At 27.2% G+C, this 23,586-nt stretch carries 19 protein-coding genes; 4 read left to right on the top strand and 15 right to left on the bottom strand.

What is annotated here, in order from left to right; genetic code table 11:
• Positions 1–3: 3 nt before the first annotated feature.
• The 8 genes from CLPU_RS11630 to glgB all read right to left on the bottom strand — a co-directional run bounded on the left by CLPU_RS11630 (position 4) and on the right by glgB (position 12,685).
• Positions 4–1,314 (bottom strand): ATP-binding protein, encoded by a 1,311-nt coding sequence (locus tag CLPU_RS11630; RefSeq protein ID WP_082154197.1) that lies wholly within the window; start codon positions 1,312–1,314, stop codon positions 4–6.
• A complete protein-coding gene (locus CLPU_RS11625; RefSeq protein WP_050355836.1) occupies positions 1,308–2,018 on the bottom strand; it encodes a LytR/AlgR family response regulator transcription factor in 711 nt (236 codons plus the stop codon). The genes CLPU_RS11630 and CLPU_RS11625 overlap by 7 nt, the downstream gene beginning before the upstream one ends.
• A gap of 479 nt (positions 2,019–2,497) precedes the next feature.
• On the bottom strand, positions 2,498–4,465 hold the full coding sequence (locus tag CLPU_RS11620) for a glycoside hydrolase family 13 protein (protein WP_050355835.1): 1,968 nt from the start codon (positions 4,463–4,465) through the stop codon (positions 2,498–2,500).
• Positions 4,466–4,488: 23 nt separating this feature from the next.
• On the bottom strand, positions 4,489–6,921 hold the full coding sequence (locus CLPU_RS11615) for a glycogen/starch/alpha-glucan phosphorylase (protein WP_050355834.1): 2,433 nt from the start codon (positions 6,919–6,921) through the stop codon (positions 4,489–4,491).
• Positions 6,915–8,369: a glycogen synthase GlgA gene (gene glgA, locus CLPU_RS11610; protein ID WP_050355833.1), complete on the bottom strand. Its 1,455-nt coding sequence runs from the start codon at positions 8,367–8,369 to the stop codon at positions 6,915–6,917. The genes CLPU_RS11615 and glgA overlap by 7 nt, the downstream gene beginning before the upstream one ends.
• A gap of 31 nt (positions 8,370–8,400) precedes the next feature.
• Positions 8,401–9,519 (bottom strand): glucose-1-phosphate adenylyltransferase subunit GlgD, encoded by a 1,119-nt coding sequence (gene glgD, locus CLPU_RS11605; protein ID WP_050355832.1) that lies wholly within the window; start codon positions 9,517–9,519, stop codon positions 8,401–8,403.
• A 21-nt stretch (positions 9,520–9,540) separates the two neighbouring features.
• On the bottom strand, positions 9,541–10,710 hold the full coding sequence (locus tag CLPU_RS11600; RefSeq protein WP_050355831.1) for a glucose-1-phosphate adenylyltransferase: 1,170 nt from the start codon (positions 10,708–10,710) through the stop codon (positions 9,541–9,543).
• 4 nt (positions 10,711–10,714) lie between these two features.
• The gene (gene glgB / locus CLPU_RS11595) at positions 10,715–12,685 is read right to left on the bottom strand and encodes a 1,4-alpha-glucan branching protein GlgB (protein WP_050355830.1); all 1,971 of its coding nucleotides are present in this window, start codon (positions 12,683–12,685) and stop codon (positions 10,715–10,717) included.
• 198 nt (positions 12,686–12,883) lie between these two features.
• Here glgB and modA point away from each other — a divergent pair, with 198 nt between their 5' ends.
• From modA to CLPU_RS11580, 3 genes are read left to right on the top strand one after another with little or no spacing between them, the layout of a single operon-like run.
• On the top strand, positions 12,884–13,729 hold the full coding sequence (gene modA, locus CLPU_RS11590; RefSeq protein ID WP_050355829.1) for a molybdate ABC transporter substrate-binding protein: 846 nt from the start codon (positions 12,884–12,886) through the stop codon (positions 13,727–13,729).
• A gap of 15 nt (positions 13,730–13,744) precedes the next feature.
• Entirely contained in the window at positions 13,745–14,542 is a 798-nt protein-coding gene (locus tag CLPU_RS11585; protein ID WP_050355828.1) for an ABC transporter permease, read from the top strand.
• Between the two features lie 24 nt (positions 14,543–14,566).
• Positions 14,567–15,604 (top strand): ATP-binding cassette domain-containing protein, encoded by a 1,038-nt coding sequence (locus CLPU_RS11580; protein ID WP_050355827.1) that lies wholly within the window; start codon positions 14,567–14,569, stop codon positions 15,602–15,604.
• A 124-nt stretch (positions 15,605–15,728) separates the two neighbouring features.
• On the opposite strand, the gene CLPU_RS11575 is transcribed toward CLPU_RS11580, so the two are convergent.
• The 3 genes from CLPU_RS11575 to CLPU_RS11565 are packed head-to-tail and all read right to left on the bottom strand — an operon-like array spanning position 15,729 to position 17,568.
• Entirely contained in the window at positions 15,729–16,499 is a 771-nt protein-coding gene (locus CLPU_RS11575) for a hypothetical protein (protein ID WP_050355826.1), read from the bottom strand.
• Positions 16,499–17,197, bottom strand: coding sequence for an ABC transporter ATP-binding protein (locus CLPU_RS11570; protein WP_050355825.1), 699 nt, complete (start codon positions 17,195–17,197; stop codon positions 16,499–16,501). The genes CLPU_RS11575 and CLPU_RS11570 overlap by 1 nt, the downstream gene beginning before the upstream one ends.
• The gene (locus CLPU_RS11565; RefSeq protein WP_050355824.1) at positions 17,182–17,568 is read right to left on the bottom strand and encodes a GntR family transcriptional regulator; all 387 of its coding nucleotides are present in this window, start codon (positions 17,566–17,568) and stop codon (positions 17,182–17,184) included. The genes CLPU_RS11570 and CLPU_RS11565 overlap by 16 nt, the downstream gene beginning before the upstream one ends.
• Before the next feature lie 331 nt (positions 17,569–17,899).
• On the opposite strand from CLPU_RS11565, the gene CLPU_RS11560 reads away from it, so the two are divergent.
• Entirely contained in the window at positions 17,900–19,672 is a 1,773-nt protein-coding gene (locus tag CLPU_RS11560; protein WP_050355823.1) for a M3 family oligoendopeptidase, read from the top strand.
• 39 nt (positions 19,673–19,711) lie between these two features.
• Here the strand turns inward: CLPU_RS11560 and CLPU_RS11555 are convergent, their stop codons facing one another.
• The 4 genes from CLPU_RS11555 to CLPU_RS11540 all read right to left on the bottom strand — a co-directional run bounded on the left by CLPU_RS11555 (position 19,712) and on the right by CLPU_RS11540 (position 23,537).
• Positions 19,712–20,704 (bottom strand): calcium/sodium antiporter, encoded by a 993-nt coding sequence (locus tag CLPU_RS11555; protein WP_050355822.1) that lies wholly within the window; start codon positions 20,702–20,704, stop codon positions 19,712–19,714.
• Positions 20,705–20,804: 100 nt separating this feature from the next.
• Positions 20,805–21,635, bottom strand: a complete 831-nt coding sequence (locus tag CLPU_RS11550; RefSeq protein WP_050355821.1) for an aminotransferase class IV — start codon at positions 21,633–21,635, stop codon at positions 20,805–20,807.
• 33 nt (positions 21,636–21,668) lie between these two features.
• The gene (locus CLPU_RS11545) at positions 21,669–22,244 is read right to left on the bottom strand and encodes a ferritin family protein (RefSeq protein WP_050355820.1); all 576 of its coding nucleotides are present in this window, start codon (positions 22,242–22,244) and stop codon (positions 21,669–21,671) included.
• Between the two features lie 204 nt (positions 22,245–22,448).
• Positions 22,449–23,537 (bottom strand): hypothetical protein, encoded by a 1,089-nt coding sequence (locus CLPU_RS11540; protein ID WP_050355819.1) that lies wholly within the window; start codon positions 23,535–23,537, stop codon positions 22,449–22,451.
• Between the last annotated feature and the right edge of the window lie 49 nt (positions 23,538–23,586).

Below are 23,586 nucleotides of genomic sequence, written 5' to 3'. Positions count from 1 at the left end.
TTTTTATTGCAAGGGTATATATATATTCATTATAAATTTATCTTCAGAATAATCAGCTACTACTTCACCATTATATTTTTCAATTGAATTTTTTATACTATTAATACCGATTCCATGTAAAAAAGAATCTTTTTTATCAGTTATAACTTTATTATTTTTCGTGATAATTTTATTAGCTTTAGAATTTTCAACTTTCAATATAAAAAATTCCTTAACAATAGTTCCTCTAATTCTAATATATTTGCCTATATTTTCATCATCTATCTTATTACATGCCTCTATTGCATTATCTAATATATTAGAAAATATACTACATACATCTATCATATCTATAAAGTTACACTTTAAAAAATTAATATCTGCAAAAAATTCTATATTATTTTTATCACAAATTGATTTCTTTTCACTTAATATAATATCTAAAATCATATTGCCTGTTTCAAAAACAGGTTCACAGCTATTAATCTCCAAATTAATACTATCTATATAGTTCTTAGTAACATCACTGTTTCCATATATATTCTCTATACATATCATATGATTTTTCATATCATGATATAGTTTTCTAATTCTCATCTGGTTATCTTGTAATTTTAAATAATAATTATATTGCATATCTATTTTTTCTTTAATCATACTATTTTCAAGTCTCAATTTACTATCCCTTATAATATTATGTATAACTATTATTAAAGATATATTAGATAACAATAATAATGATGACACAATAAATATTACTATATTTTCAATAAAACTATTTCTACCTTCTTCAAATGCATATCCAAAAATTACAATAATACTTAGTATATTAGCAATAATAGGAATACATACATATATAAAATCTCTTTTTTTAATATCTACCTGTAGTCTAAATATCTTGAATATTGGAATTAAAGATAGTAAAAGTAACTTAGATATTATAATAAGCTCTAATCTAAATATATTATTATTTAATATCTTATTTACATTAGATATGGAATTTATTGTTAATACGATACCAGCACTTATAGAATCAAAGCTTAAAAGCAACATCCAATATATCAAACAAACAACTATACTTTTTAATATACTAACTTCATAATTAAATATATAAAATATAAATCCTATAACCACTCCTGTCGATAACTTAATATTAGGTGATACATTCATAAAATTAAGCGTTGTTGTCACTAAAATAAGCATAGTAAAGGATATATTTAAAGTTAACTTGTCTTCCTTTAAGCTACTAACTTTACCTAATATGAATCTAAAAACATACCATTCTATTGTTGTTGTTACTATATTTAATATTTTCCAAAATAAACTACTCAGCATAATATATCACCTAATACATATGCCAGCTTAATCTTCAAATTTTTGATTCTATATCTACTAACAGGTATTTCTTCATCATTGACTATAGCTACATTCTGTTTTAAGCATTGTATTTGTTTCATATTAACTAAGTAGCTTTTATGACATCTAAAAAAATCATATGGTGCCAATTCTTTTTCCATTTTGTATAGACTCATCTTTGTATTGTAACTTTGTTCAGTAGTATGAATAATCATATCTTTTTTTATTACTTCTATATATGTAATAGTATCTATTGAAACCTTATGTACTTCACTTTTACCTTGGATAATCATAAAATTTTCATTGCTTTTAATTAGTTTATCTATACAAGACACTATATGCTTTTTTAAATCTTCATACTTAATTGGTTTTAATAGGTATCTATAAGCTCTGACCTCATAGCCTTCTTGAACATAATCTATTAATGATGTTATAAATATTATTTCTACTTTATTATCAAATTCTCTAACTTTTCTTGCAACATCCATACCTGTAAGCTTGTTCATCTGAATATCTAATAGAAGAATATCTAAGCCTTCTAGATAATTTTCAAGTAATTGTTCTCCTGAACTAAATCCTAAAATTTCATACTGATTAGTGAACTCTTCAAAAATGGTGTGTAAATACTCCTCTAAAATAGTTCTATGAATTAACTCATCCTCACATACAGCTACTCTAAGCATAAAAAGTCCTCCCCCTAGATGATAAATTCCTCTATACTAAAATCAAGGATAACAAACACATTTATTGCTTTTATATCCATTATCTGTCTCATAAATAATGATACAGATAAGTCTACAATTTTTCAATAGATCACAGATTGTTCTCTCATATAGCTAATTCTACTTTCAGATAAGTTAAATTTCTCCAAATGACAAACTAGTAAAAAAATAAGACGTATCTTCAAAATTTAACTGACAATATTTTAAAGATAAGTCCTTTCAATCATTAATATATCTACATAATATCTATCAAGAAACTTTTTCATCATAGTTATTTTTTTATCTCAAAGTAGACTTACAAAGCTCCTATTTATATCTAAATAAATATTTAAATAAATATTTATTGTAACATTAAATTTATGCTTTCTATTTCAAATCATAAATTGTTTTTTAAACCTAATTTATATAAAGATATCTATAAACTAATTTTCTATTTTTTATTATACATTCTTCATCAATATAACTCCTTGCAACTTGTTTAATTTTAAATGTAAAGTTCCATCTTTTAAGTCTACAGTTTCTTCTTCTATTAAATCATGAAGTTTTTCAACATTCCATCCTACCAACTCATTCACATTTATTGTTAAATCTATATCACTATTTTCACTTCTATTAATAAGTATAACTGCTAAATTATCTTGACTATCTTCTCCAAAAACATCTTTTGAATTTTCTATCATTCTTATATATCCATATACATTCTCTTCTGGATATATTGATATCCACCTTCCAGTTCTCATAATCGAATATTTATTTCTTATATGTGCAAGCTTTTTATACCACTTAAGTATTTCTTTATTTTCATGTTCCCATGGATAGGTTCTTCTATTCAGTGGATCAGAATATCCTTCTACACCAACTTCATCTCCATAGTAAATAGATGGCACTCCAGGAAATGTCATTTGAATTATAGTTAGTAGTTTTAATCTAGATAGAGCTAATCTTTTTTTATCATCACTAAGCCTAATTTCTCTTTTTTCTTTTTCTGATAAGCTATGTTCCTCTGGGCTATCTCCTAATAAAGTAAGTATACGAGGTACGTCATGACTCCCTATAAGATTCATCATTGAATAAAAGTGATGAAGTGGGTAACTTTCATATAGCTTCATGAAATTTTTATGAACATCTAATGCATTTATTTCTCCTAACATAAAATCTAAAATTATTTTTCTAAATGGATAATTCATTACAGAATCTAATTCATATCCTAAAAGATATTCTCTTAATTCTCCATAGCTTATCTTATTTGACGCATCTTCCCACACTTCGCCGATAAGAATAGAGTCATCCTTTATATTCTTCATTTCTTTTTTAAAATTTTGTATAAATTCCTTTGGAAGTTCATCTGCTACATCTAATCTCCATCCATGTATTCCTATACTCATCCACTTTTTCAAAATACTATCTTTACTATTAATTATAAAGTCTTGGAAAGACTCATCTAGTTCATTTACATTTGGTAAAGTTTCTACTCCCCACCAACATTCATAGTTATAAGGATATTCTTTGAATTTATACCAACTATAATATTTTGAATCCTTAGATTGATAAGCACCTATAGTATCATATTTTTTTTCTTTATTAAAATATATACTATCACTACCAGTATGACTAAACACTCCATCTAATATTATACTCATTCCTAATTTTTTAGCTTCATCACATAACTTTCTAAATATGTCTTCATCACCAAACATTGAGTCTATTTTTTTATAGTCACCAGTGTCATACTTATGATTACTTGCAGCTTCAAATATTGGATTTAAATAAATCAAATTTATTCCAAGTTCTTTTAGATATGAAAGTTTCTTTATTATACCTAAAAGATTACCTCCAAAATAGTCAAAGTAAATAACCCTTCCCTTATCATCTTTTATATATGAAGGAGTATCACTCCAATTACTTCTTATAATCATGTCTCTTTTAGGTTTTAATACAATATCTTTTTCATTTCCGTTATAAAACCTATCTACAAATATTTGATATATAATAGAATGTTTAAACCAATTAGGAGTATTATTATTTTTCTTGTGGACCGTTATCTGATACGATAAAGGAGTATGATCATATATATGACCTACTCCTCCAAGTCCTTGTATATTGTTTCCATAATAATATATCTTTCCATTTATTTTTACTATAAAATAGTACCATAGTAAGTGTATTTTATTTATCATTTTAACTTTTATCTCAAATATTTTTATATTATCTTCATCATGAATTAAATTCATATGTACTTCTTCATTGCTTTTACCTTCTACATTTTCATTACAAAGTCTAACTTTTACTTCTTCTATATTATCGCTACATGTTATTTTAATTCTCAAAGTAACTATACTATCACATTCTAAAGCACCAAAAGGATTTCTATAATACAAGTTATGAGAGTCATGAAAAATCCAGTTCATTATAGTATATTCCCCTCACTAATCTATTTTTCTACTTGAACTTCCTTTACTTTCCATATATGTTTTGCATATTCTTTGACCGTTCTGTCACTTGAAAATTTTCCTGCATTAGCTATATTCTCAGTACACATTTCAAGCCATTTATATTTATTCTTATATCTTTCTTGAAGTTTTACTTGAGTCTTTACATAATCATCAAAATCTTTTAAAACAAAGTACTGATCATTATTATTTAATAAAGACTCATATATCATTCTAAACTTATCCTTTTCCCCAAATAATGTTCCATCTATCAAACTATCTAGTATTCTTTTAACCCTGTAGTCGCTATTATACACATCCCAAGAGTTATATCCACCATTTCTATAATAACTTAATACCTCATCAACAGTTAATCCAAAGTTGAAAAAATTATCATCTCCTACAGCATCTCTTATTTCAATATTAGCACCATCTAATGTTCCCATAGTTATAGAGCCATTTATCATAAATTTCATATTTCCTGTACCTGATGCTTCTTTACTTGCCGTGGATATTTGTTCACTAACATCAGATGCTGGAAAGACTCTCTCTGCTAAAGATACTCTATAATTTTCTAAAAATATAACTTTTAATTTATCTTTTATGATTTTATCTTTGTTTATGACATATGAAACGCTATTTATAAGCTTTATTATTTCCTTTGCCATATAGTATCCCGGTGCTGCTTTTCCTCCAAATATAAATGTTCTAGATGGTATATCTAAATCTGGATTATCTTTAAGCGTATAATACATATTCAAGATATTAAATACATTTAAAATTTGTCTTTTATATTCATGTATTCTTTTTACCTGTACATCAACAATTGAATCTAAATCTATATTTATGTTATATTCTCTCTTGATTAAATCTGCTAATATCTGTTTGTTATGTTTTTTTACTTTAAATAAGTTTTCTTTAAAGGAAGAATCCTGTGAATAACTTGTAAGTTTTATAAGAGAAGAAGGTTCTTTTATCCACTTATCCCCAATAGCATCTGTGATTAAGTTAGATAATTTTGGATTAGCCTTAAGTAGCCAAGTTCTATGTGTTATTCCATTAGTTTTATTATTAAACTTATATGGTGAAAAATCATAGAAATTTTTCATGACTTGATTTTTAAGTATATCTGTATGAACTTTTGCAACTCCATTAACACTATAGCTACCTACTACTGCAAGATGTGCCATATTTATATAATTATTATTTATGATTGCCATATTTCTTATCCTATCCCAATCTTCTGGATATCTATTCCACAATTCTTTGCAAAACCTTTCGTTTATTTCATGTACTATCATATATATACGTGGTAGTAAACCTTTAAACATATCAACATTCCATTTTTCTAGTGCTTCAGGCAATATTGTATGATTTGTATAAGATATAGCATTTGTAGTAATATACCAAGCTTCATCCCATTCTATATCTTCCTCATCTATGAGAATCCTCATTAACTCTGGTATAGCCAAAGTAGGGTGAGTATCATTTATGTGTATAGCAACTTTTTCATGGAAGTTTTTCATCATCCCTCCTTTTTTCTTAAATCTTCTAATAATAGTTTGAAGTCCTGCTGAAACTAAAAAATATTGTTGCTTAAGTCTAAGTACCTTTCCTTCATAGTTATGATCATCTGGATACAGTATCTCTGAAATTGACTCTACGGAATGTTTATATTCAATATATTTTTGAACTTCTTCTCTACTTAAAAGTGTAAAATCAAGTTCTGTTCTTTTAGGCTCTGCACTGAATGTTCTTAGTGTATTTACAGTGTTGTTACGATATCCTATTATCGGCATGTCATTTGGAACTGCTAAAATAGATTCGTAGTCTTCATGTATAAATGCCATTTTTCCATTTTTATTATTTACTCTTACTTTTCCTTTAAACTTTACTTCTACTGATTTATCAGTCTTTCTAACTTCCCAAGGGTTACCATTTCTAAGCCAATTATCAAGAACTTCGACTTGATATCCATCTATTATTTTTTGTTTAAATAAACCATACTTATATCTAATAGTACATCCATGGCAAGGTATTCCTAAAGAGGCCATAGACTCTAAAAAACATGCCCCTAACCTTCCTAACCCTCCATTTCCTAGTCCCACATCATTTTCTATATTTTCTATAGATTCTAGATCTATTCCTAAGTCATCCAAAGCCTCTTTACATACATCTTTTAAACCTAAATTTAATAGATTATTTCCCAAGGGTTTTCCTTTTAGAAATTCTACAGAAAAATAATAAACTTGTCTTTCTGCTTTTTTATCATATTCCCTATGAGTATGAACCCAGTTTCTATATATATAATCTCTTATTAAACTAGATAGTGCCATATATTTATCTGTTACAGATGCTTCCTCAATAGTTACACCATATATAGTTTGTATCCTATCTAAGAACATTTCCTTAAACTTTTCTTTATCCTTTAACATAAGCAACCTCCCCTGTTATTAATCAAATACATATATAGTTCTATATACTCCTTAGCAGAGTTATTCCAACTATAATCACAACCCATAGCCCTTTTTACTAAATTAGTCCATATATCCTTTTTTTCGTATATACTTATAGCTCTTTTCAAGGTAAAAAGCATATCATGAGCATTGTAATTCTTAAATGCAAAGCCATTACCTTCCATAGTATTCTCATTAAATGAGTACACTGTATCTTTTAATCCGCCTGTTTCTCTAACAACAGGTATAGTCCCATATCTTAAGGCAATAAGTTGACTTAGTCCACATGGTTCGAATCTTGAAGGCATAAGAAGAATATCTGATCCTGCGTATATCTTATGTGCTAGTTGATCATGAAATGTTATATTAGCTGAAACTCTTTCTGGAAATCTATAAGACATTGATTTAAACACATCTTCGTATTTAGCTTCTCCTGTACCTAAAACAACTATTTGAATATCAGTCGAACAAAGTAGCTCTTCTAGAATATGAGCTATCAAATCCATTCCTTTTCCACTTACAAGTCGTGACACAATTCCCACAATAGGTTTGCTTCCATTTACATTAAGTTCTAACTCTCTTTGGAGATTTATCTTATTTTGATTTTTAAAGTCTAAGTTGTTAGAGTCATAATTTTTATATATGTAAGGATCAGTTTTAGGATTATACATATCATAATCTATCCCGTTAACTATGCCTTTTAAATCATTAAATCTTTTTCTTAAAATCCCATCTAATCCTTCCCCAAAGTATGGATATTTTATTTCTTCAGCGTAACTTTTACTTACTGTATTTAATATATCTGAAAATATTACTCCACCTTTCATACAATTGATGTCACCATAATATTCAAGCGTATCTATTGTCAAATACTCATCATCTAAATCTAGGATATTTTTTAGTATTTCTTTTGAAAAAATCCCTTGATAATGCAAATTGTGTATAGTAAATAAAGTTAAAATATTTTTATGAAATTCACTGTATTTATAGTGTGTTTTTAAAAATACACTCACTAATCCTGCATGCCAATCGTGACAATGTATTATATCTGGTCTAAAATCAATTTCAGGTAAAATATCTAAAACTGATTTGCTAAAAAAAGCATATCTTTCTGCATCATCTCCATATCCATAAAGCCTATCTCTTTTAAAGTAATACTCATTATCTATAAAATAAAATTTAACTCCTTCATATTCAGTTTGAAATATTCCACAATATTGGTTTCTCCATGCAAGTTTTACAACTATACTTTTTAAAAAAGACATGTTATCTTTATAATCTTTTGAAATATCTCTGTATAATGGAATTATTACTCTAACATCTATATCATGTTTTCTAAGTGCTTTAGGTAAAGCTCCTATAACATCCCCAAGACCTCCTGATTTTATAAAAGGCACTCCTTCAGATGCAACAAATAGTACTTTCATCTTACGCTCCCCCTTTTAACAATAAGTACATCTAAATAATAGTTCTTTTATCTATAGCAACAGGATAGTCTTCATTTCCAATGAGCTTCTTATCCCTAGTTATAAGTGAGTCTTTATCTATAATTACATTCTGTAATATTGCACCTTCCTCTATAGATGAATCCTCCATAATAACACTATTCTTAATAACTGCTCCTTTTTCTATCTTAACCCCTCTAAATATGACACTATTTTCAACAATTCCATCTATTATACATCCATTAGATACCAAAGAATTTTTTACACTAGAATCTTTACCGTACTTTGAAGGTGCTAAGTCTTTTATTTTTGTATATATAGTTCCTGATTTAAAAAATAGTTCTCTCCATATTTCTGGATTAATAAGATCCATACTATGTTTATAATAGTGATTTATAGATCTAATACTACCTGCATATCCAATAAATTCATAACCATAAACATTTAAATCCTTGAGTCTTTTTATAATACCATCTTCGAGTAGATCATATTCCTCTTTTGAAATGCAATCCTTGATAATTTCTATTAATAATTCCTTCTTCATTATGTACATATCTATGGACATGTTTAAAAAGCTTGTTTTTTTAGAGTTTAACTTCATATCAAGTATTCTTTTATTTTCATCAATTTTTATTTCTGTACAATGAGGACAATCTAGAGATCCTTTCTCAAACTTTTTATATATAACAGTTATATCGTTTTTATTTTCTCTATGATACTTTAATGCTTCAGCATAATCTATATTGCATATTATATTAGCTCCTGATATTAATACGTATTTCTGTCTACTTTTAATTAAATAGTTCATATTACAGTTTAATATTTCTAAATCACCTTTTACCGTACCATGTTGTACATTTTCATTGTCAGGAGGAAGTATAAAAAGTCCGTCTTTCTTTCTATCTAAATCCCATTCTTTTGGAGATCGTATATGTCCTATAAGTGATGTATAATTCTTTTTAACTAAAATTCCTACATTATTTATTCCAGAATTGACCATATTAGATAATGTAAAATCAATAAGTCTATATCTGCCCCCAAATGGAATAGTAGCTAAGGACCTGCCATTTATTATATTATCTAAATCTTTCTCTTCTTTAGTGTTATTAATTATTCCTATTACATCATTCATTTTCTCACCCCTTAACGCGATTTATATAAGTGTGCCTTCTCCAACAATTGTAATACCTGTTTTAGATATCTCGCATTTCAAATGATTATAGGTGTTAAGGCCTGATCCTATTCTTTTTCCTTCAGTAATTATACTGCCTTCTCCAACTATAGCTTTTTCTATGACAACATTGTCACTTACTCTTACATTAGGAAGTATCAATGAATCTTTTATTATAGTATTTTTGCCGATATATGACCCTTGAAAAAGTATAGAATTTTCAACATTTCCTCTTACCATGCATCCTTCATTTATTAAAGAGTTTTTCACCACAGCTTCTTCTAATATACAGTTAGGAGGATAATTAGCATTTTCAGTATATATTTTCCAATTAGGATCATATAAATTTAAATCCGTATTTTCAGAAAGTAAGTCCATATTAGCTTCCCAGAAGCTTTCTATAGTTCCTACATCTTTCCAATATCCATTAAATTTATGTGCATACATTCTCTGACCATTATTTACCATCTTAGGTATTATGTTTTTTCCAAAATCATGATCAGACGTTTCATCAAGTTCATCTTCTATTAAATATTTTTTAAGAATCTCCCAGTTAAAAATGTATATCCCCATGGAAGCTAAATTACTCTCTGGTTTTTCTGGCTTTTCTTCAAATTCGTATATTCTTCCATCTATATACGTATTCATAATTCCAAATCTACTTGCTTCTTCAAAAGAAACTTCTATAACTCCAATAGTTACATCTGCATTCTTGTCTTTATGGTAATCTATCATTAAAGAATAATCCATTTTATAAACATGATCTCCTGATAATATCAAGACGTATTCTGGATTATATTGATCTATATAATTTATATTTTGATATATGGCATTTGCCGTTCCCTTATACCATTCTCCTCCCTTAACATCTACATAAGGTGGTAAAAGTGTAACACCTCCTTTATGTCTATCCAAATTCCAAGGTGAACCTATTCCTATATAGCTATTTAAAATAAGTGGCTGATATTGAGTTAATACTCCTACAGTGTCAATATCTGAATTACTACAATTACTAAGTGTAAAATCAATTATTCTATATTTACCACCAAAAGGAATTGCAGGTTTAGCAAGATTTTTAGTTAGAGTTCCTAACCTACTACCCTGCCCCCCTGCTAATATCATTGCCACACACTCTTTTTTTCTTTTTTCCATATATCTACCTCCTAGTTTTTAATGACTTTTTATTTGTGTTTAAATTTATCTCATTCAAAGATTTATCTTTTTTATCTTTTTCTATAGGTTTTATCATCTTCAAATAAACACATCCTAGTGGAGGTACTTTCATTTCTAATGAATAAGGCTGACTATGCCATTTTTTTTCATTTGAAATTAATGTGTCAATATTTCTATAGCCTGATCCTCCATATTTTTCCCAATCACTATTAAATATTTCTTTGTATTCTCCTAAATCCGGAACTCCTATTCTGTAATTTTCATAAACCGTAGGAGTAAAATTGCAAACAACTATTATATATTCTTCTTTCTTTTTACCTTTTCTCATAAATGTGATAATACTCTGACTATAATTATGTGGATCTATCCATTCAAATCCATCTGAACTATGATCTATTTCCCACAATGCTTTTTCTTTTCTATATATATGATTAAGTTCTTTATTATATAATTGTAATTTTCTATGCATGTCATATTCTAATAAACACCAATCTAATTCACTATTGTAATTCCATTCGATAAATTGTCCAAATTCACCACTCATAAATAATAACTTCTTTCCTGGATGACACATCATATATCCGTACAATAGTCTTAATCCAGCAAACTTTTGCCAATAGTCTCCATGCATTTTATCTAATAATGATTTCTTACAATGAACTACTTCATCATGAGATAGAGGTAAAATAAAGTTTTCTGAAAAAGCATACATAAATGAAAATGTAATTAATTCATGATGCCACTTTCTATAGACAGAATCCATTTGCATGTACTTTAACATATCATTCATCCATCCCATATTCCATTTATAGTTATATCCTAACCCTCCTAGATATGTAGGCTTACTAACTAGTGGCCATGCAGTAGACTCCTCAGCTATCATTAATGCATTGGGATACTTACTAAAAACAACTTCATTTAACTTTCTCATAAATCTTATAGCTTCTATATTTTCATTTCCTCCATGTTTATTAGGAATCCAAGCTCCATCTTCTTTTCCAAAGTTAAGATATAACATACTAGAAACGGCATCTATTCGTAGTCCATCTATATGAAATATATCAAAATAAAACATTGCATTTGAAATTAAAAAGTTAACAACTTCTTCCTTTCCTAAATCAAAATTCAATGTTCCCCACTGATGATTTTCTCCTTTTATAGGATTTTCATATTCATAAACAGGTGTACCATCAAACATTGCAAGACCATGTTCATCTTTACAAAAATGTGCAGGTATCCAGTCTAGTATTACTCCTATTCCTAAACTATGACATTTATCTATAAAATACATAAAATCTTTTGGATCACCATATCTGCTTGTTATAGAATAGTATCCCACACCTTGATATCCCCAAGAACCATCAAAGGGATGTTCTATAAGTGGCATAATTTCAATATGTGTATATCCCATATCTACTACATAATCTAAAAGTTGATCTGCTAACTCTACATATGTTAAAAATTCTCCATTTTCTTTTCTTCTCCATGAACCTAGATGTACTTCATATATAATCATTGGTTCACTGTATATATCTCTTTTTTCTTTTATTTTCTGATACTTACTATCAGTCCAATTATAATCAAATACATCAAAAACTATAGATGCATTATTCGGTCTTAATTCATGATAAAATCCATTAGGATCTGATTTTAAAAATCTCTTTCCTTCTTTAGTTTCAATTTCATACTTATATAGTTCTCCTTCTTTCAATCCTGGAATAAATAAACTCCATATGTTTTTCTTGCTTAATTTCTTCATTCTATGTTTCTTTCCACACCAATCATTAAAGTTACCTACAACAGATACAGATTTAGCATTAGGTGCCCAGACAGAAAATCTTACTCCGATCTTTTTATTTTCTTTCCTTATATGAGCTCCCAATACTTTATAGCTTTTAAAGTTTTCAATTTCACATAAATATTCAAATTCATCATCAAGTATATTTATAGTCATATTTCCTCCTCTAATCTTAGTAATCAATTTAAATATATATATACTCTTCTTCGTCGTAATATGACTAATTGAAATAAGTTTTAAGTTTATATATCTTTACAACATATCTCTTATATTGACATTGATTTTATAATGCGATATACTTTCCATAGCATAACGATGCTTATTAAATTTTAGTTATTTAAAAGGAGTGATTTTATGAAAGTCTTCAAAAATTATAAGAGTATATTAAGTTTAATTATTTTAGTTTTTATACTTTCTGTTCTTATGATAGGTTGTAATTCAAAAGATAGTAGTATAAATACTCAAAATAATATAAAAGAAACTAATTCACCTAAGGAAAAAGATAAGTCTTCAGAAGTAAATTCTCTATTAGTCTACTGTGCTGGAGGACTAAAAAAGCCTATGGAGCAAATAGGAAAGGAATTTGAAAAAAAGCACAATATAAAAATAAACTATACTTTTGGTCATTCTGGACAAATCATATCTCAAGCTGAGATATCTAAAAAAGGAGATGCTTTATTAGTTGCCACAAATGAAGATTATGAAAAGGCAAATTCAAAAAAATTAGTTGACTACAAAAAAGATTTAGTACAGCACATACCCGCTATAGCTGTTGCTAAAGGGAATCCCGCTAATATTAAAGAATTAAAAGACTTAACTAAGCCAGGACTGAAAGTTATATATGAAGATGAATCCTCTCCACTTGGGAAGTTAACTGCTAAACTTCTTAATAAGTCTAATATATATGAAAATGTAAAGAAAAATGTAGTAGCTACTTTTCCAACTGTAAATGAGCTAGTACTTCATCTCTCAGAAAATAAAGGTGATGCCTCTATTATATGGGAAGATAATATACTCCAATCAGACAAGTTAGAAGTTGTTAGTATCCCTGAAGAACAAAATCTAATTAAGCTTGTTTCAATTTCTACTCTAGTTAGTTCCATAAATTCAAAAGAAGCTAAAAAATTTGTTGATTTTGTTTCATCTAAAGAAGGACAAGATATATTTAAAAAGTTTCATTTGAAACCTGTAAATAAATAGAGGTGTGTATATTTAATGTCAAAAAGTAATTATAGAAATTCATTTTTTTCTTTTATAATATATTTTTTTATGATGGTGTTTCTAATTTTTATTCTTTTAGTTATATCTACAGTTTTATATAAAGGAATTCCAAATCTTTTTGAACTTATATTGGAAGAAGAAATATTATTTTCAATAAAGCTAAGCTTTTTTACATCTACTGTTTCAACATTGATTTGCTTATTATTTTCAATACCTATATCATATGGTCTTGCTAGATATAATTTTCCTTTTAAAAATTTTATTAATTCTATCTTACAGGTTCCAATATCATTACCTCCTCTTGCATCTGGATTAGCTTTATTACTTACTTTTAGTATTGGATACATAAGTAATTTCTTAGATAAAATAAACTTAAATCCTATTTTCACTATTAAGGGTATAATATTAGCACATTTTTTCTTAAATGTTCCTTACATGATAAGAATATTAAGGGCATCAATAGAAGATATAAATCCAAGACTAGAGTTTGTATCTAGAACTTTAGGATATAGTAATTTCAAAACTTTTTTTAAAGTTACCATACCATTAGCAAAGAGAAGCTTATTTGCAAGTATAGTTATTACATGGTCAAAAGCTATAGGGGAATTTGGAACTGTACTTATGCTTGCAGGTACTACGAGATTTAAAACAGAAACACTGCCTGCCTCAATATTTTTAAATGTATCTTCTGGAGACGTAGATAAAGCATTGACTTCATCTGTAATTCTTATTATTATTTCTTTCATTTCTCTATTTATATTTGGAACCTTTGAAAAAACTAAATATTATTAACTTATATAAGAAGGGATACTTTATATGCTTAAATTAGAAAATGTTAATAAGAAATTTGGAACTTTTGAATTAAAAAACATCACTCTAGAAGTTAAGGATGGCGAATACTTTGTAATATTAGGTCCTACTGGTACAGGGAAAACAATAATATTAGAAACAATAGCAGGTATGTATTCTCCTGATAGTGGATATTTATATATTAACAATATTATTGCAAATAATATTCCTCCTGAAGATAGAAATATTGGTTTTGTATATCAAGATTATATGTTATTTCCTCATTTATCTGTAAAGGAAAATATATTATTTGGATTAAACTCAAAAAAATTCTCTAAAAGTTATAAAGATAGATTTTTAAATGAAATATGTGATATTCTCAATATTAAATATTTACTAGAAAGAAGCATTTCTACTTTAAGTGGTGGTGAACAACAAAGAATAGCGTTTGCTAGAGCAATAGCTATCAATCCTAAAATTCTTCTCTTAGATGAGCCTATGAGTGCACTAGATCCAAATACTAAAGAATCGTTCATGAGGGAGTTAAAAAGTATCCATAAAACTTTAAAAACTACTACAATACACATAACTCATGATTTTAATGAAGCAATGTATCTCGCAGATAGGATAGGTATAATGTTTGAAGGACAATTACTTCAAGTAGGTACTCCTGAAGAAATTTTTTATAATCCAAAATCTCTTCTTGTAGCAAAATTTATTGGAGCTGAAAATATATTTTCATGTTATATTCAAAATAATATAGCATATTTAGAAAACGATATACAAATTAAAATTATACACAAAGAAGATGGATATAACACTCACATATGTTTACCTTCTGATAAAGTAAAAATTTCAAATAAAAAAATATATGGTAAAGAAAATACTTTTATGGGATATGTTAAAGAAATTATTCCAAAGAACCATTGTAATAAACTTATTGTAGACATAGGTATTAATATATCTATAATCTGTATGAGACATACTACCGAGAATTTATCTTTGACTATAAATAGCAAAGTTTGGATTCAGTTTGATAAAGAGAATTTAAATATTTTCCTATAGTGTTAATATTTAAATTAATTATCAAGTCTTTTTATCATACTTTACAATAGCAAAATATAAAAGGCGTATCTTAAACTGTTAATAAGAATACGCCTTTTGTATTAGTTATAGATTTTATAATATACTATGATAGCTCTATTTTGTCATTTAATAAATATGATGATACTGCAAATAATACTACGAATACTATTATCCCAAATATAGTAGAAGCTATATTAATTTCTGCTACTTTAAAAATTATATTTGAATCCATACCCTTTCCAATCAATGATTTAAGTGCATCTCCAAACTCTATAGTTTTAGGAAAAGCTTTAACTATTAGTGAATTTAAATAACTAACTCCTATGTTTATAACAAAGAATATTATAAATGCTAGTCCTTTACCAATTTTTCTATTTCTTGCAATAGATGCTTTAGTTATAGTTATTGCAAAGAATACTTGCATTAAAAAAGGAAGTTCTTGTATTATTGCAAATATTGAAAGCATAATAAGCATTTTTAATGTAACAATATTTTTTACTCCAGGCATAATATTATTAATTGTATCACTACTTACTAATAAATATCCAAATACAAGAGTTATTATATATGATAGAACTATCAAAAATATAGATAGTATTAGTTTGGATGCTAACACACTACTGCCTTTTATAGGCAATGTAAATGTCAAATATGATCTATCTGAATACAACTCTTTATAGTATGAACTTATATTAAATATAGTTATAATAGCTAGAGATATTACAGCTAATCCAAATGTAGATGCGATAACAGCTCCTGGATGCCATTTTCCTAACCTAGTAAGAATCAATATATTAAATATTATTGTAGCTATATATATTAAAGAAAATGATTTATAATTACCTTTTATATCATATTTTAAAAAGTCTCTCATTACTCAGATACCTCCTTGAATATGTCATTTATAGATTTCCCTTTACTTTGTCTTAACTCTTCTGCATCACCTGATAAAATTATTTCTCCTTCTTTAATAAAAGCAACTTCATCAAATACTCTTTCAATATCTGTTACAAGATGAGTAGTTATAATCATGGAACTATCCTCTGTATAGTTATTAATGATAGCATCTAATATTTTATCTCTAGTTGCAGGGTCTACGCCTCCTATAGGTTCATCTAATATATATAATTTAGCTTTTCTTGAAAGTGCTAAAGACAAGTTCATTTTCTCAGTCATACCTTTTGAAAAAGTCGTTACTTTAGCATCTTTAGGTAACTTCATAAAATCTAAAAGTTCATCCATTTTCTTTTCATCAAAATCATCAAAAAAGTCTTTATAAAAATCTATTGCATCTTTTACTTTCATCCATTTATATAGAAAACTTCTATCTGGAAGATATGAAACTACTGATTTAGTATATATACCAGGACTATGTCCATCTATAAGAATTTCTCCTGATGACTTTCTAAGTAAACCAGCCATTATTTTCATAAGAGTAGTTTTTCCACTACCATTCTGTCCTAATAAACCTAATATTTTACCTTTTTCAAGATTAAGGTTAACATCTTTTAGTGCTTTTTTTCTAATATAGTTTTTACTTAAACCTTTAATCTCAACTATATTTGATCCCATAATATATCATCTCCTTCTAATTTTTTGGATACAATATTTATTATTTGTTGTTTATTAAATCCTAGCTCTAGCATCGCAGTTATAAAGTACTCTACTTCTTTAGTAGCCATATCTATCTTAGTATTATTTAATATTTCATCATCTTCAATTATGAATGTACCTATTCCTCTTTGAGTGAAGCTGTAGCCCTCTCTCTCTAATTCTTGATAAGCTCTCTGTATAGTATTTTGATTTACCTTTAATTCTTGTGATAACTCTCTTACAGATGGCAACCGGTCTCCTCCTTTTAAGTTACCAATACATATATCCTTTTTTATGCCATTAATTATTTGAATATATATTGGTACATTATCATTAAATGATATATTCATAACATCCTCCCTTCTTCTTAGTTAATGTTCTAGTGTTATAATCTAATAGTACACCATGTCACGATTACAGTCAATACTATTTTATATTTCTTTACCCTTTGTAACTTTTTAGTAATAATTCGTGACAAAAGTCAATATTATGCTTTAGTTTTTATTGTGTTATCTATTTATAATGATTATTCCTAACATCTTTATAACACTTAGTTCATATATCAGATTAAAAATACCTATCATTAATTAAGTAATAGTTTAACGCTTACTATAAATATTTTAATTTTAGTAAACTATATAATATAATGTAATTTATAAAATGCTTTGGGAGGTTTTTTTAATGAATATGAGATGGAGTTTGGATGATTTGTATAATTCTTTTGATTCTAAAGAATTTAATAATGATTTGATATTATGTGATAAAAAACTTAAAGAAATAAAGCTTTGGACTGAGAATAACCTTGAATCTGAAGATAATGCTGCGAAAAAAATAGAAGAATACATAACTCTTCAAATAGATTTTTATAATGTTTTTACTAAATTAATAACATTTGCTAATCTAACTACTACTGTTGAGGCAAGAAATGAAATAGCTTTAAAAACCTTAGAAAAATTACAAGTAAAATATACAGAACTTACAAAACCATCAGTATCATTTCAAAAATGGTTAGGATGTATAGGTAACTTAGAAAGTATTATATCTTCTTCTAAATTATTAGAAGAACATAGATTTTATCTTAAAGAATTATCAAGAAATGCAAGATACCTTCTAAGTGAAGAAGAGGAAGACATAGTTTCAAAAATGTCCAATACAGGCTCTAAAGCATGGGCAAAACTTCAGGATATGATAACTTCAACTTTGTTAATTGATATAAATATAAATGGAGAGAATAAGCAACTTCCTCTTCCTATTATAAGAAACATGGCATATGATAAAAATCCAAATATAAGAAAGAAAGCATACGAGTCAGAGTTAGAATCTTATAAAAAAATAGAAGAGTCTTCTTGTGCATGTTTAAATGGTATAAAAGGAGAAGTTATTACTTTATGTAATCTAAAAGGTTATAGTTCACCTTTAGAAGAAACTCTTTTAAATTCTAGAATGAGTAAAGAAACTTTGGATTCTATGTTCCAAGCTATAAAAGAAAGTTTACCTATTTTTCATAAGTACTATAAAAGAAAAAGTAAAATATTAGGCCATAAAAATGGGTTACCTTTTTATGATATTTTTGCACCTATAGGAGATGTTAACATTAAATTTACTTACAACGAAGCAAGAAATTATATAGTTAAAAACTTTAGAACTTTTAGTGATAAACTTGCAGACTATGCAGATAATGCATTTGAAAATAATTGGATAGATGCAGAGCCTAGAGAAGGTAAGAGAGGTGGAGCCTTTTGTTCAAATATACACGCTATAAAACAAAGTAGAATATTAGCTAATTTCAATGGTAGTTTTAGTAATATGATTACTTTAGCTCATGAATTGGGACACGGATATCATGGTTCTTGTTTAGTTAATGAATCTATACTAAATAGTTCTTATCCTATGCCTATAGCTGAAACTGCTTCTATTTTTTGTGAAACTATAGTTATGAATGCAGCATTAAAAGAAGTTAAAGAAAAAGAAGCTCTTAGTATTCTAGAGTCATCCATATCTAACGCAGGTCAAGTTATAGTTGATATATATAGTAGATTTTTATTTGAAAGTGAAGTTTTTAAAAGAAGAAAAGATTCTGCTTTAACTGTAAGTGAACTAAAAGAAATAATGATAAATTCACAAAAAGAAGCTTATGGTGACAGTTTAGATTCTTCTTATCTACATCCTTATATGTGGATAAATAAATCTCATTATTATAGTGCTAGTAGAAGTTTTTATAACTTTCCTTATGCATTTGGATTACTATTTTCTAAAGGAATCTATTCCGAATATTTAAAGCGTGGAAATGATTTTGTAAAAGATTATGATAAATTGCTAGCTGAGACAGGGAAAAATAATATTGTAGACGTAGCTAAAATGATGGGATTTGACATTAACTCTCTTGATTTCTGGAGAAGCTCTTTAAAACAAATAGAGATGGATATTAATAAATTTTTAGATTTAAGTAAATAAAGCATTAAAAGGAGAGATAATATCTCTCCTTACTATTTATTAAAAGGTTATTTTGTATATTGCTATCATATAAAAAGAATATATAGCTAAAAGTAATATTCCATGTTTTCTATTTATCCTCCTATGTAATGATCCAAATATCACAACTAATGTTGATAATATCAGTAAAACTGGAATATCTAGTAACAGAGTTTGAGATATATCGGTTAGTTTTATACCCAACAAGTTTATATCTTTAAGTGAAAATATAAGTCCACTTTCAGATACTAGAGATGAACTACCAAGCACCATGCATATGTTTATTATATTAGCTCCTATTATGTTTCCTACTGATATATCTTGTTGTCTTTTGATAACGGATACTATGCATGTAACAAGTTCTGGTAATGACGTTCCCAAAGCTATTAAAGTTAGTCCTATTATACCTTCAGGAATATTCAACATGTATGCTATCTGTACACCACTATTCACCAATAATCTAGCTCCGAATATTGTAAGTATTGCTCCAAATATAAACTTTGTAATACTTGATGGTAGTGTTCCTTTTATACGATTATCTTCTTTTGATACTTCTGTAATTGTCTTAAATTCAAGTATATTTATAATTATATAAATTATTAGTATTCCAACAAGAATAATTCCTTCTAGTTTCCCAATTATATTATTATAAGATAATATATATAATACAACTATAGAAAAACACATTATAAATCCTTTTATACTAAAAAACCTTCTTCTTATATCTATAGGAGAAATAATACAAGTTATTGATAATACAAGACCTATATTACATATAGCTGAACCTATTACATTGCCTATTGCAACTTCAGCATGTCCTTGTATGACTGCTATGTTTGATACAAAAAACTCTGGTAAAGTTGTAGCTAAACTTACTAGAGTTGCACCTATAAATATGCTAGGGATTCCAGTTTTTTTAGCAAACCAAACAGAAGCATCTACAAACATATCTCCACCTTTTATTATAACAACAAGTCCTACAAAGAACATAAAAAGTATAGTAAAAGTGTGCATAATCCCCTCCAAATGTAAGCCCTTAATAGTACTATATATACACATTACTATACTTTAATATTACAGCTTTATATTAATTTAAGTTAATAGATATTTAAATTTACTTTTTACTTTGAATATATTTGCTAACTTTATCAGAATATCCTTCTCCTATTTTTTGTATTAGATCATTACTTACAGAAGCTAATCTTATATTATCTATAGTTGATATTGGAAGTACTCCTACAGATGTACCTGACATAAATGCTCCATCAATATTTTTTAAGTCATTTATGTGTATATTCTCTTCTACAACTTCTATTGCTAATTCTTCACATACTTTCAATATTTCACTTCTCGTTATGCCTAAAAGAACATCCCCAGCTGGTGCTGTAAAAACCTTTCTATCTTTTATGAAAAACATGTTTGATCTACTTCCTTCTGTTACAAAACCTTCTTCATTTACAAGTAAAGCTTCAAATGCACCTTGTTTTTTTATCTCTTCATTTACTTGTGTTCTAAAGTCATTATTTATAACCTTAGCATTAGGATTTTCTCTTTCAGATTTAAATAATATAGTATGTATTCCTTTTTCATATATTTCTTTTTCTGGATAGTAACTTTTTATAAAATAAGCTAAAAAATCCTGATTTTCTTCTTCTAAACTGCTACATATTAGCTTTATATTTTGATTTTTAATATTATTTTTATCTATCAATATCTTTATTTCTTTGGATATCTCTTCATTAGTTTTATTAACTCTATGCCCCAATATCATAGCAGATTTTCTGATCCTATCTAAATGATCTTCTTCAAATAGAGCTATACCATCAATTACCCTTATTACTTCATATATGAGCGATCCTTTACAATTTTTAAATCCATAATCATCTTTTGTATTATAAAGTTTTTCATTGTATACGTAATAATCTAGTACTGATTCGTTTTTCATTTGATTCACCTCTAGCTAATTTTTCACATTTATTTATCTTTTCATGGGATGACTACTTGTTATAATCTCATGTTGTTTTTCAACATCTGATAATGCTTGAAATATATCTCTTATTATATCACTACAAACTATTTCACTATTTTTTTTATAAAATGCTATAGCATGTTCTTCACGTTTTTGTGCTTCCTCAAGTAATAGTTTATCCGTATTATGTCTAGTATAGTCAGGTTTATGTAGTTTTGGAAGATTTTCAAATCCACCTAATCTTTTATGAATTCTTGCATGCATAAACTCTATATTCTTCAAATCTTTAAAAAGCTCTCTAACTGCTTTATCCTTAGCTAACTTACTAGCTTCTTCGTAAAATTCTCCATTAAATACTTCGAATTTCATTGCATTATCCAATACTTTTAAAGTCTTTGTATCCAAATTTGAATTATCTACTTCATATATATCTTTTTCATCGCCTAAATAAATTTTACCAACTCCACAGAATGGACAATTGATAATATTATCTTTCTGATTTCTTTTAATAAATGTGTTACTATTTAATCCATAACTTTCTAAATTTATAGTCATTCCACATATTAAACATTTAAATTTACTCATTTCTTCAGCCCCTTATTTTATAGAAAGTTCTGTTTTTTGTATATGGATATTATAACATATATTGCTAATCAAGTTTATGTTCTACATACTTATTATATAAACTATATATCAATTCTTATCAATATCGTAACCTATTATCTCTATTTTCCCACAATTTCTTAACAATAAAAAAAGAAAATGGATAATTCCATTTCCTTAACTTATTTAGCTTCCTTCATTTTCTTCAATCGAATCTACATTTTTAAATACAATATTTCTTTTTATCTTAACTAGTTCTGGATTTTTCTTTTCTATAGATTTTTTTAGATTGTCTAAAGACACTTTTAGCTTTTCCATATTCTGTTTCATCTCTTTATTTTTTTTCGTCTTTTTATTTTTTTTATCTTCTTTTTTTTCTTTTTCTTCTTTCTTTTTTTCAACTTCTTTTATCTTCTTTTCTAGTTTCTTATAGGTATCAAAAGATGAATCTACATTATCCTTAGCTTTATCCCATTCATTTTGTAATCCATCTAGATATACTTGTTGAGCATAATATTTTAATTTTATAATATCAGAGTCTGGCTTTCCTTTATTAGCTTCAAAAAACTTTGCTATATTTAAAGTGAGTTTATTAGTTTCTTGAAGTGACTCTATTATATCTTTATTTTCTATATATACAGTAAGTTCGTTTAAATTAGTCTTAAATTTAGCAATATCCTCTTTCTTATATTTTTTATTTGCTACACGTGCTTCATAGTCATTCCATTCCGTATGAATATCCTTCAATGTCTTTTTGATTTTTTCCCACATAGTATTAATTTCTTTTTCTTTCATCCTTTGAGCTTTCTCTTCTGCTTCATCTTCTAACCCTTTCTTAGGCTCTTTCTCTTTACCACCTTGTTCACCTGCTCCTTTACCGTCTCCACCGCCAGGTCCCCCTCCTGCACCATCTCCGCCGGCGCCATCACCTGCAGCTCCTCCTTCACCAGTTCCTTGACCTTTGCTGTTGCCAAGTCCTACTTCTTCACTCTCTTCTGTTTTTTTACCTTTTTGTTTACTTTCATTACTTTTTTTCTCTTGTTCTTCTATATCTTCTATTATTGGCTTCTCTGATTCTAATTTTATGTTTTCCACTTGTTCTCTTATCTTATCTGTATTTTTAAATATATCTTTTAACTTTCCAAATTCTTTGGCTTCTTTACTTATATTCGAAATCTTTTTTTGTTTTTTCTTACATGATATCAAACTTGTAGATATCACAATTATAAGTAAAATTACACCAATAGTTTTCATCTTATTCCTAATCTGATTCAAATTTCTCACCTCAAATTTAGTATATCCAAATTAGGTTATTTTATTGAAA

This window comes from Gottschalkia purinilytica (genome assembly GCF_001190785.1).
Taxonomy (GTDB): Bacteria; Bacillota; Clostridia; order Tissierellales; family Gottschalkiaceae; genus Gottschalkia_A; species Gottschalkia_A purinilytica.
This window is presented reverse-complemented; position numbering and strand designations above follow the sequence as displayed.

What these genes read in the sequence shown, in the direction of transcription:
- CLPU_RS11630 (WP_082154197.1), bottom strand. Translation starts at nt 1,314, where the DNA reads ATGCTGAGTAGTTTATTTTGGAAAATATTAAATATAGTAACAACAACA.
- CLPU_RS11625 (WP_050355836.1), bottom strand. Translation starts at nt 2,018, where the DNA reads ATGCTTAGAGTAGCTGTATGTGAGGATGAGTTAATTCATAGAACTATT.
- CLPU_RS11620 (WP_050355835.1), bottom strand. Translation starts at nt 4,465, where the DNA reads ATGAACTGGATTTTTCATGACTCTCATAACTTGTATTATAGAAATCCT.
- CLPU_RS11615 (WP_050355834.1), bottom strand. Translation starts at nt 6,921, where the DNA reads ATGTTAAAGGATAAAGAAAAGTTTAAGGAAATGTTCTTAGATAGGATA.
- glgA (WP_050355833.1), bottom strand. Translation starts at nt 8,369, where the DNA reads ATGAAAGTACTATTTGTTGCATCTGAAGGAGTGCCTTTTATAAAATCA.
- glgD (WP_050355832.1), bottom strand. Translation starts at nt 9,519, where the DNA reads ATGAATGATGTAATAGGAATAATTAATAACACTAAAGAAGAGAAAGAT.
- CLPU_RS11600 (WP_050355831.1), bottom strand. Translation starts at nt 10,710, where the DNA reads ATGGAAAAAAGAAAAAAAGAGTGTGTGGCAATGATATTAGCAGGGGGG.
- glgB (WP_050355830.1), bottom strand. Translation starts at nt 12,685, where the DNA reads ATGACTATAAATATACTTGATGATGAATTTGAATATTTATGTGAAATT.
- modA (WP_050355829.1), top strand. Translation starts at nt 12,884, where the DNA reads ATGAAAGTCTTCAAAAATTATAAGAGTATATTAAGTTTAATTATTTTA.
- CLPU_RS11585 (WP_050355828.1), top strand. Translation starts at nt 13,745, where the DNA reads ATGTCAAAAAGTAATTATAGAAATTCATTTTTTTCTTTTATAATATAT.
- CLPU_RS11580 (WP_050355827.1), top strand. Translation starts at nt 14,567, where the DNA reads ATGCTTAAATTAGAAAATGTTAATAAGAAATTTGGAACTTTTGAATTA.
- CLPU_RS11575 (WP_050355826.1), bottom strand. Translation starts at nt 16,499, where the DNA reads ATGAGAGACTTTTTAAAATATGATATAAAAGGTAATTATAAATCATTT.
- CLPU_RS11570 (WP_050355825.1), bottom strand. Translation starts at nt 17,197, where the DNA reads ATGGGATCAAATATAGTTGAGATTAAAGGTTTAAGTAAAAACTATATT.
- CLPU_RS11565 (WP_050355824.1), bottom strand. Translation starts at nt 17,568, where the DNA reads ATGAATATATCATTTAATGATAATGTACCAATATATATTCAAATAATT.
- CLPU_RS11560 (WP_050355823.1), top strand. Translation starts at nt 17,900, where the DNA reads ATGAATATGAGATGGAGTTTGGATGATTTGTATAATTCTTTTGATTCT.
- CLPU_RS11555 (WP_050355822.1), bottom strand. Translation starts at nt 20,704, where the DNA reads ATGCACACTTTTACTATACTTTTTATGTTCTTTGTAGGACTTGTTGTT.
- CLPU_RS11550 (WP_050355821.1), bottom strand. Translation starts at nt 21,635, where the DNA reads ATGAAAAACGAATCAGTACTAGATTATTACGTATACAATGAAAAACTT.
- CLPU_RS11545 (WP_050355820.1), bottom strand. Translation starts at nt 22,244, where the DNA reads ATGAGTAAATTTAAATGTTTAATATGTGGAATGACTATAAATTTAGAA.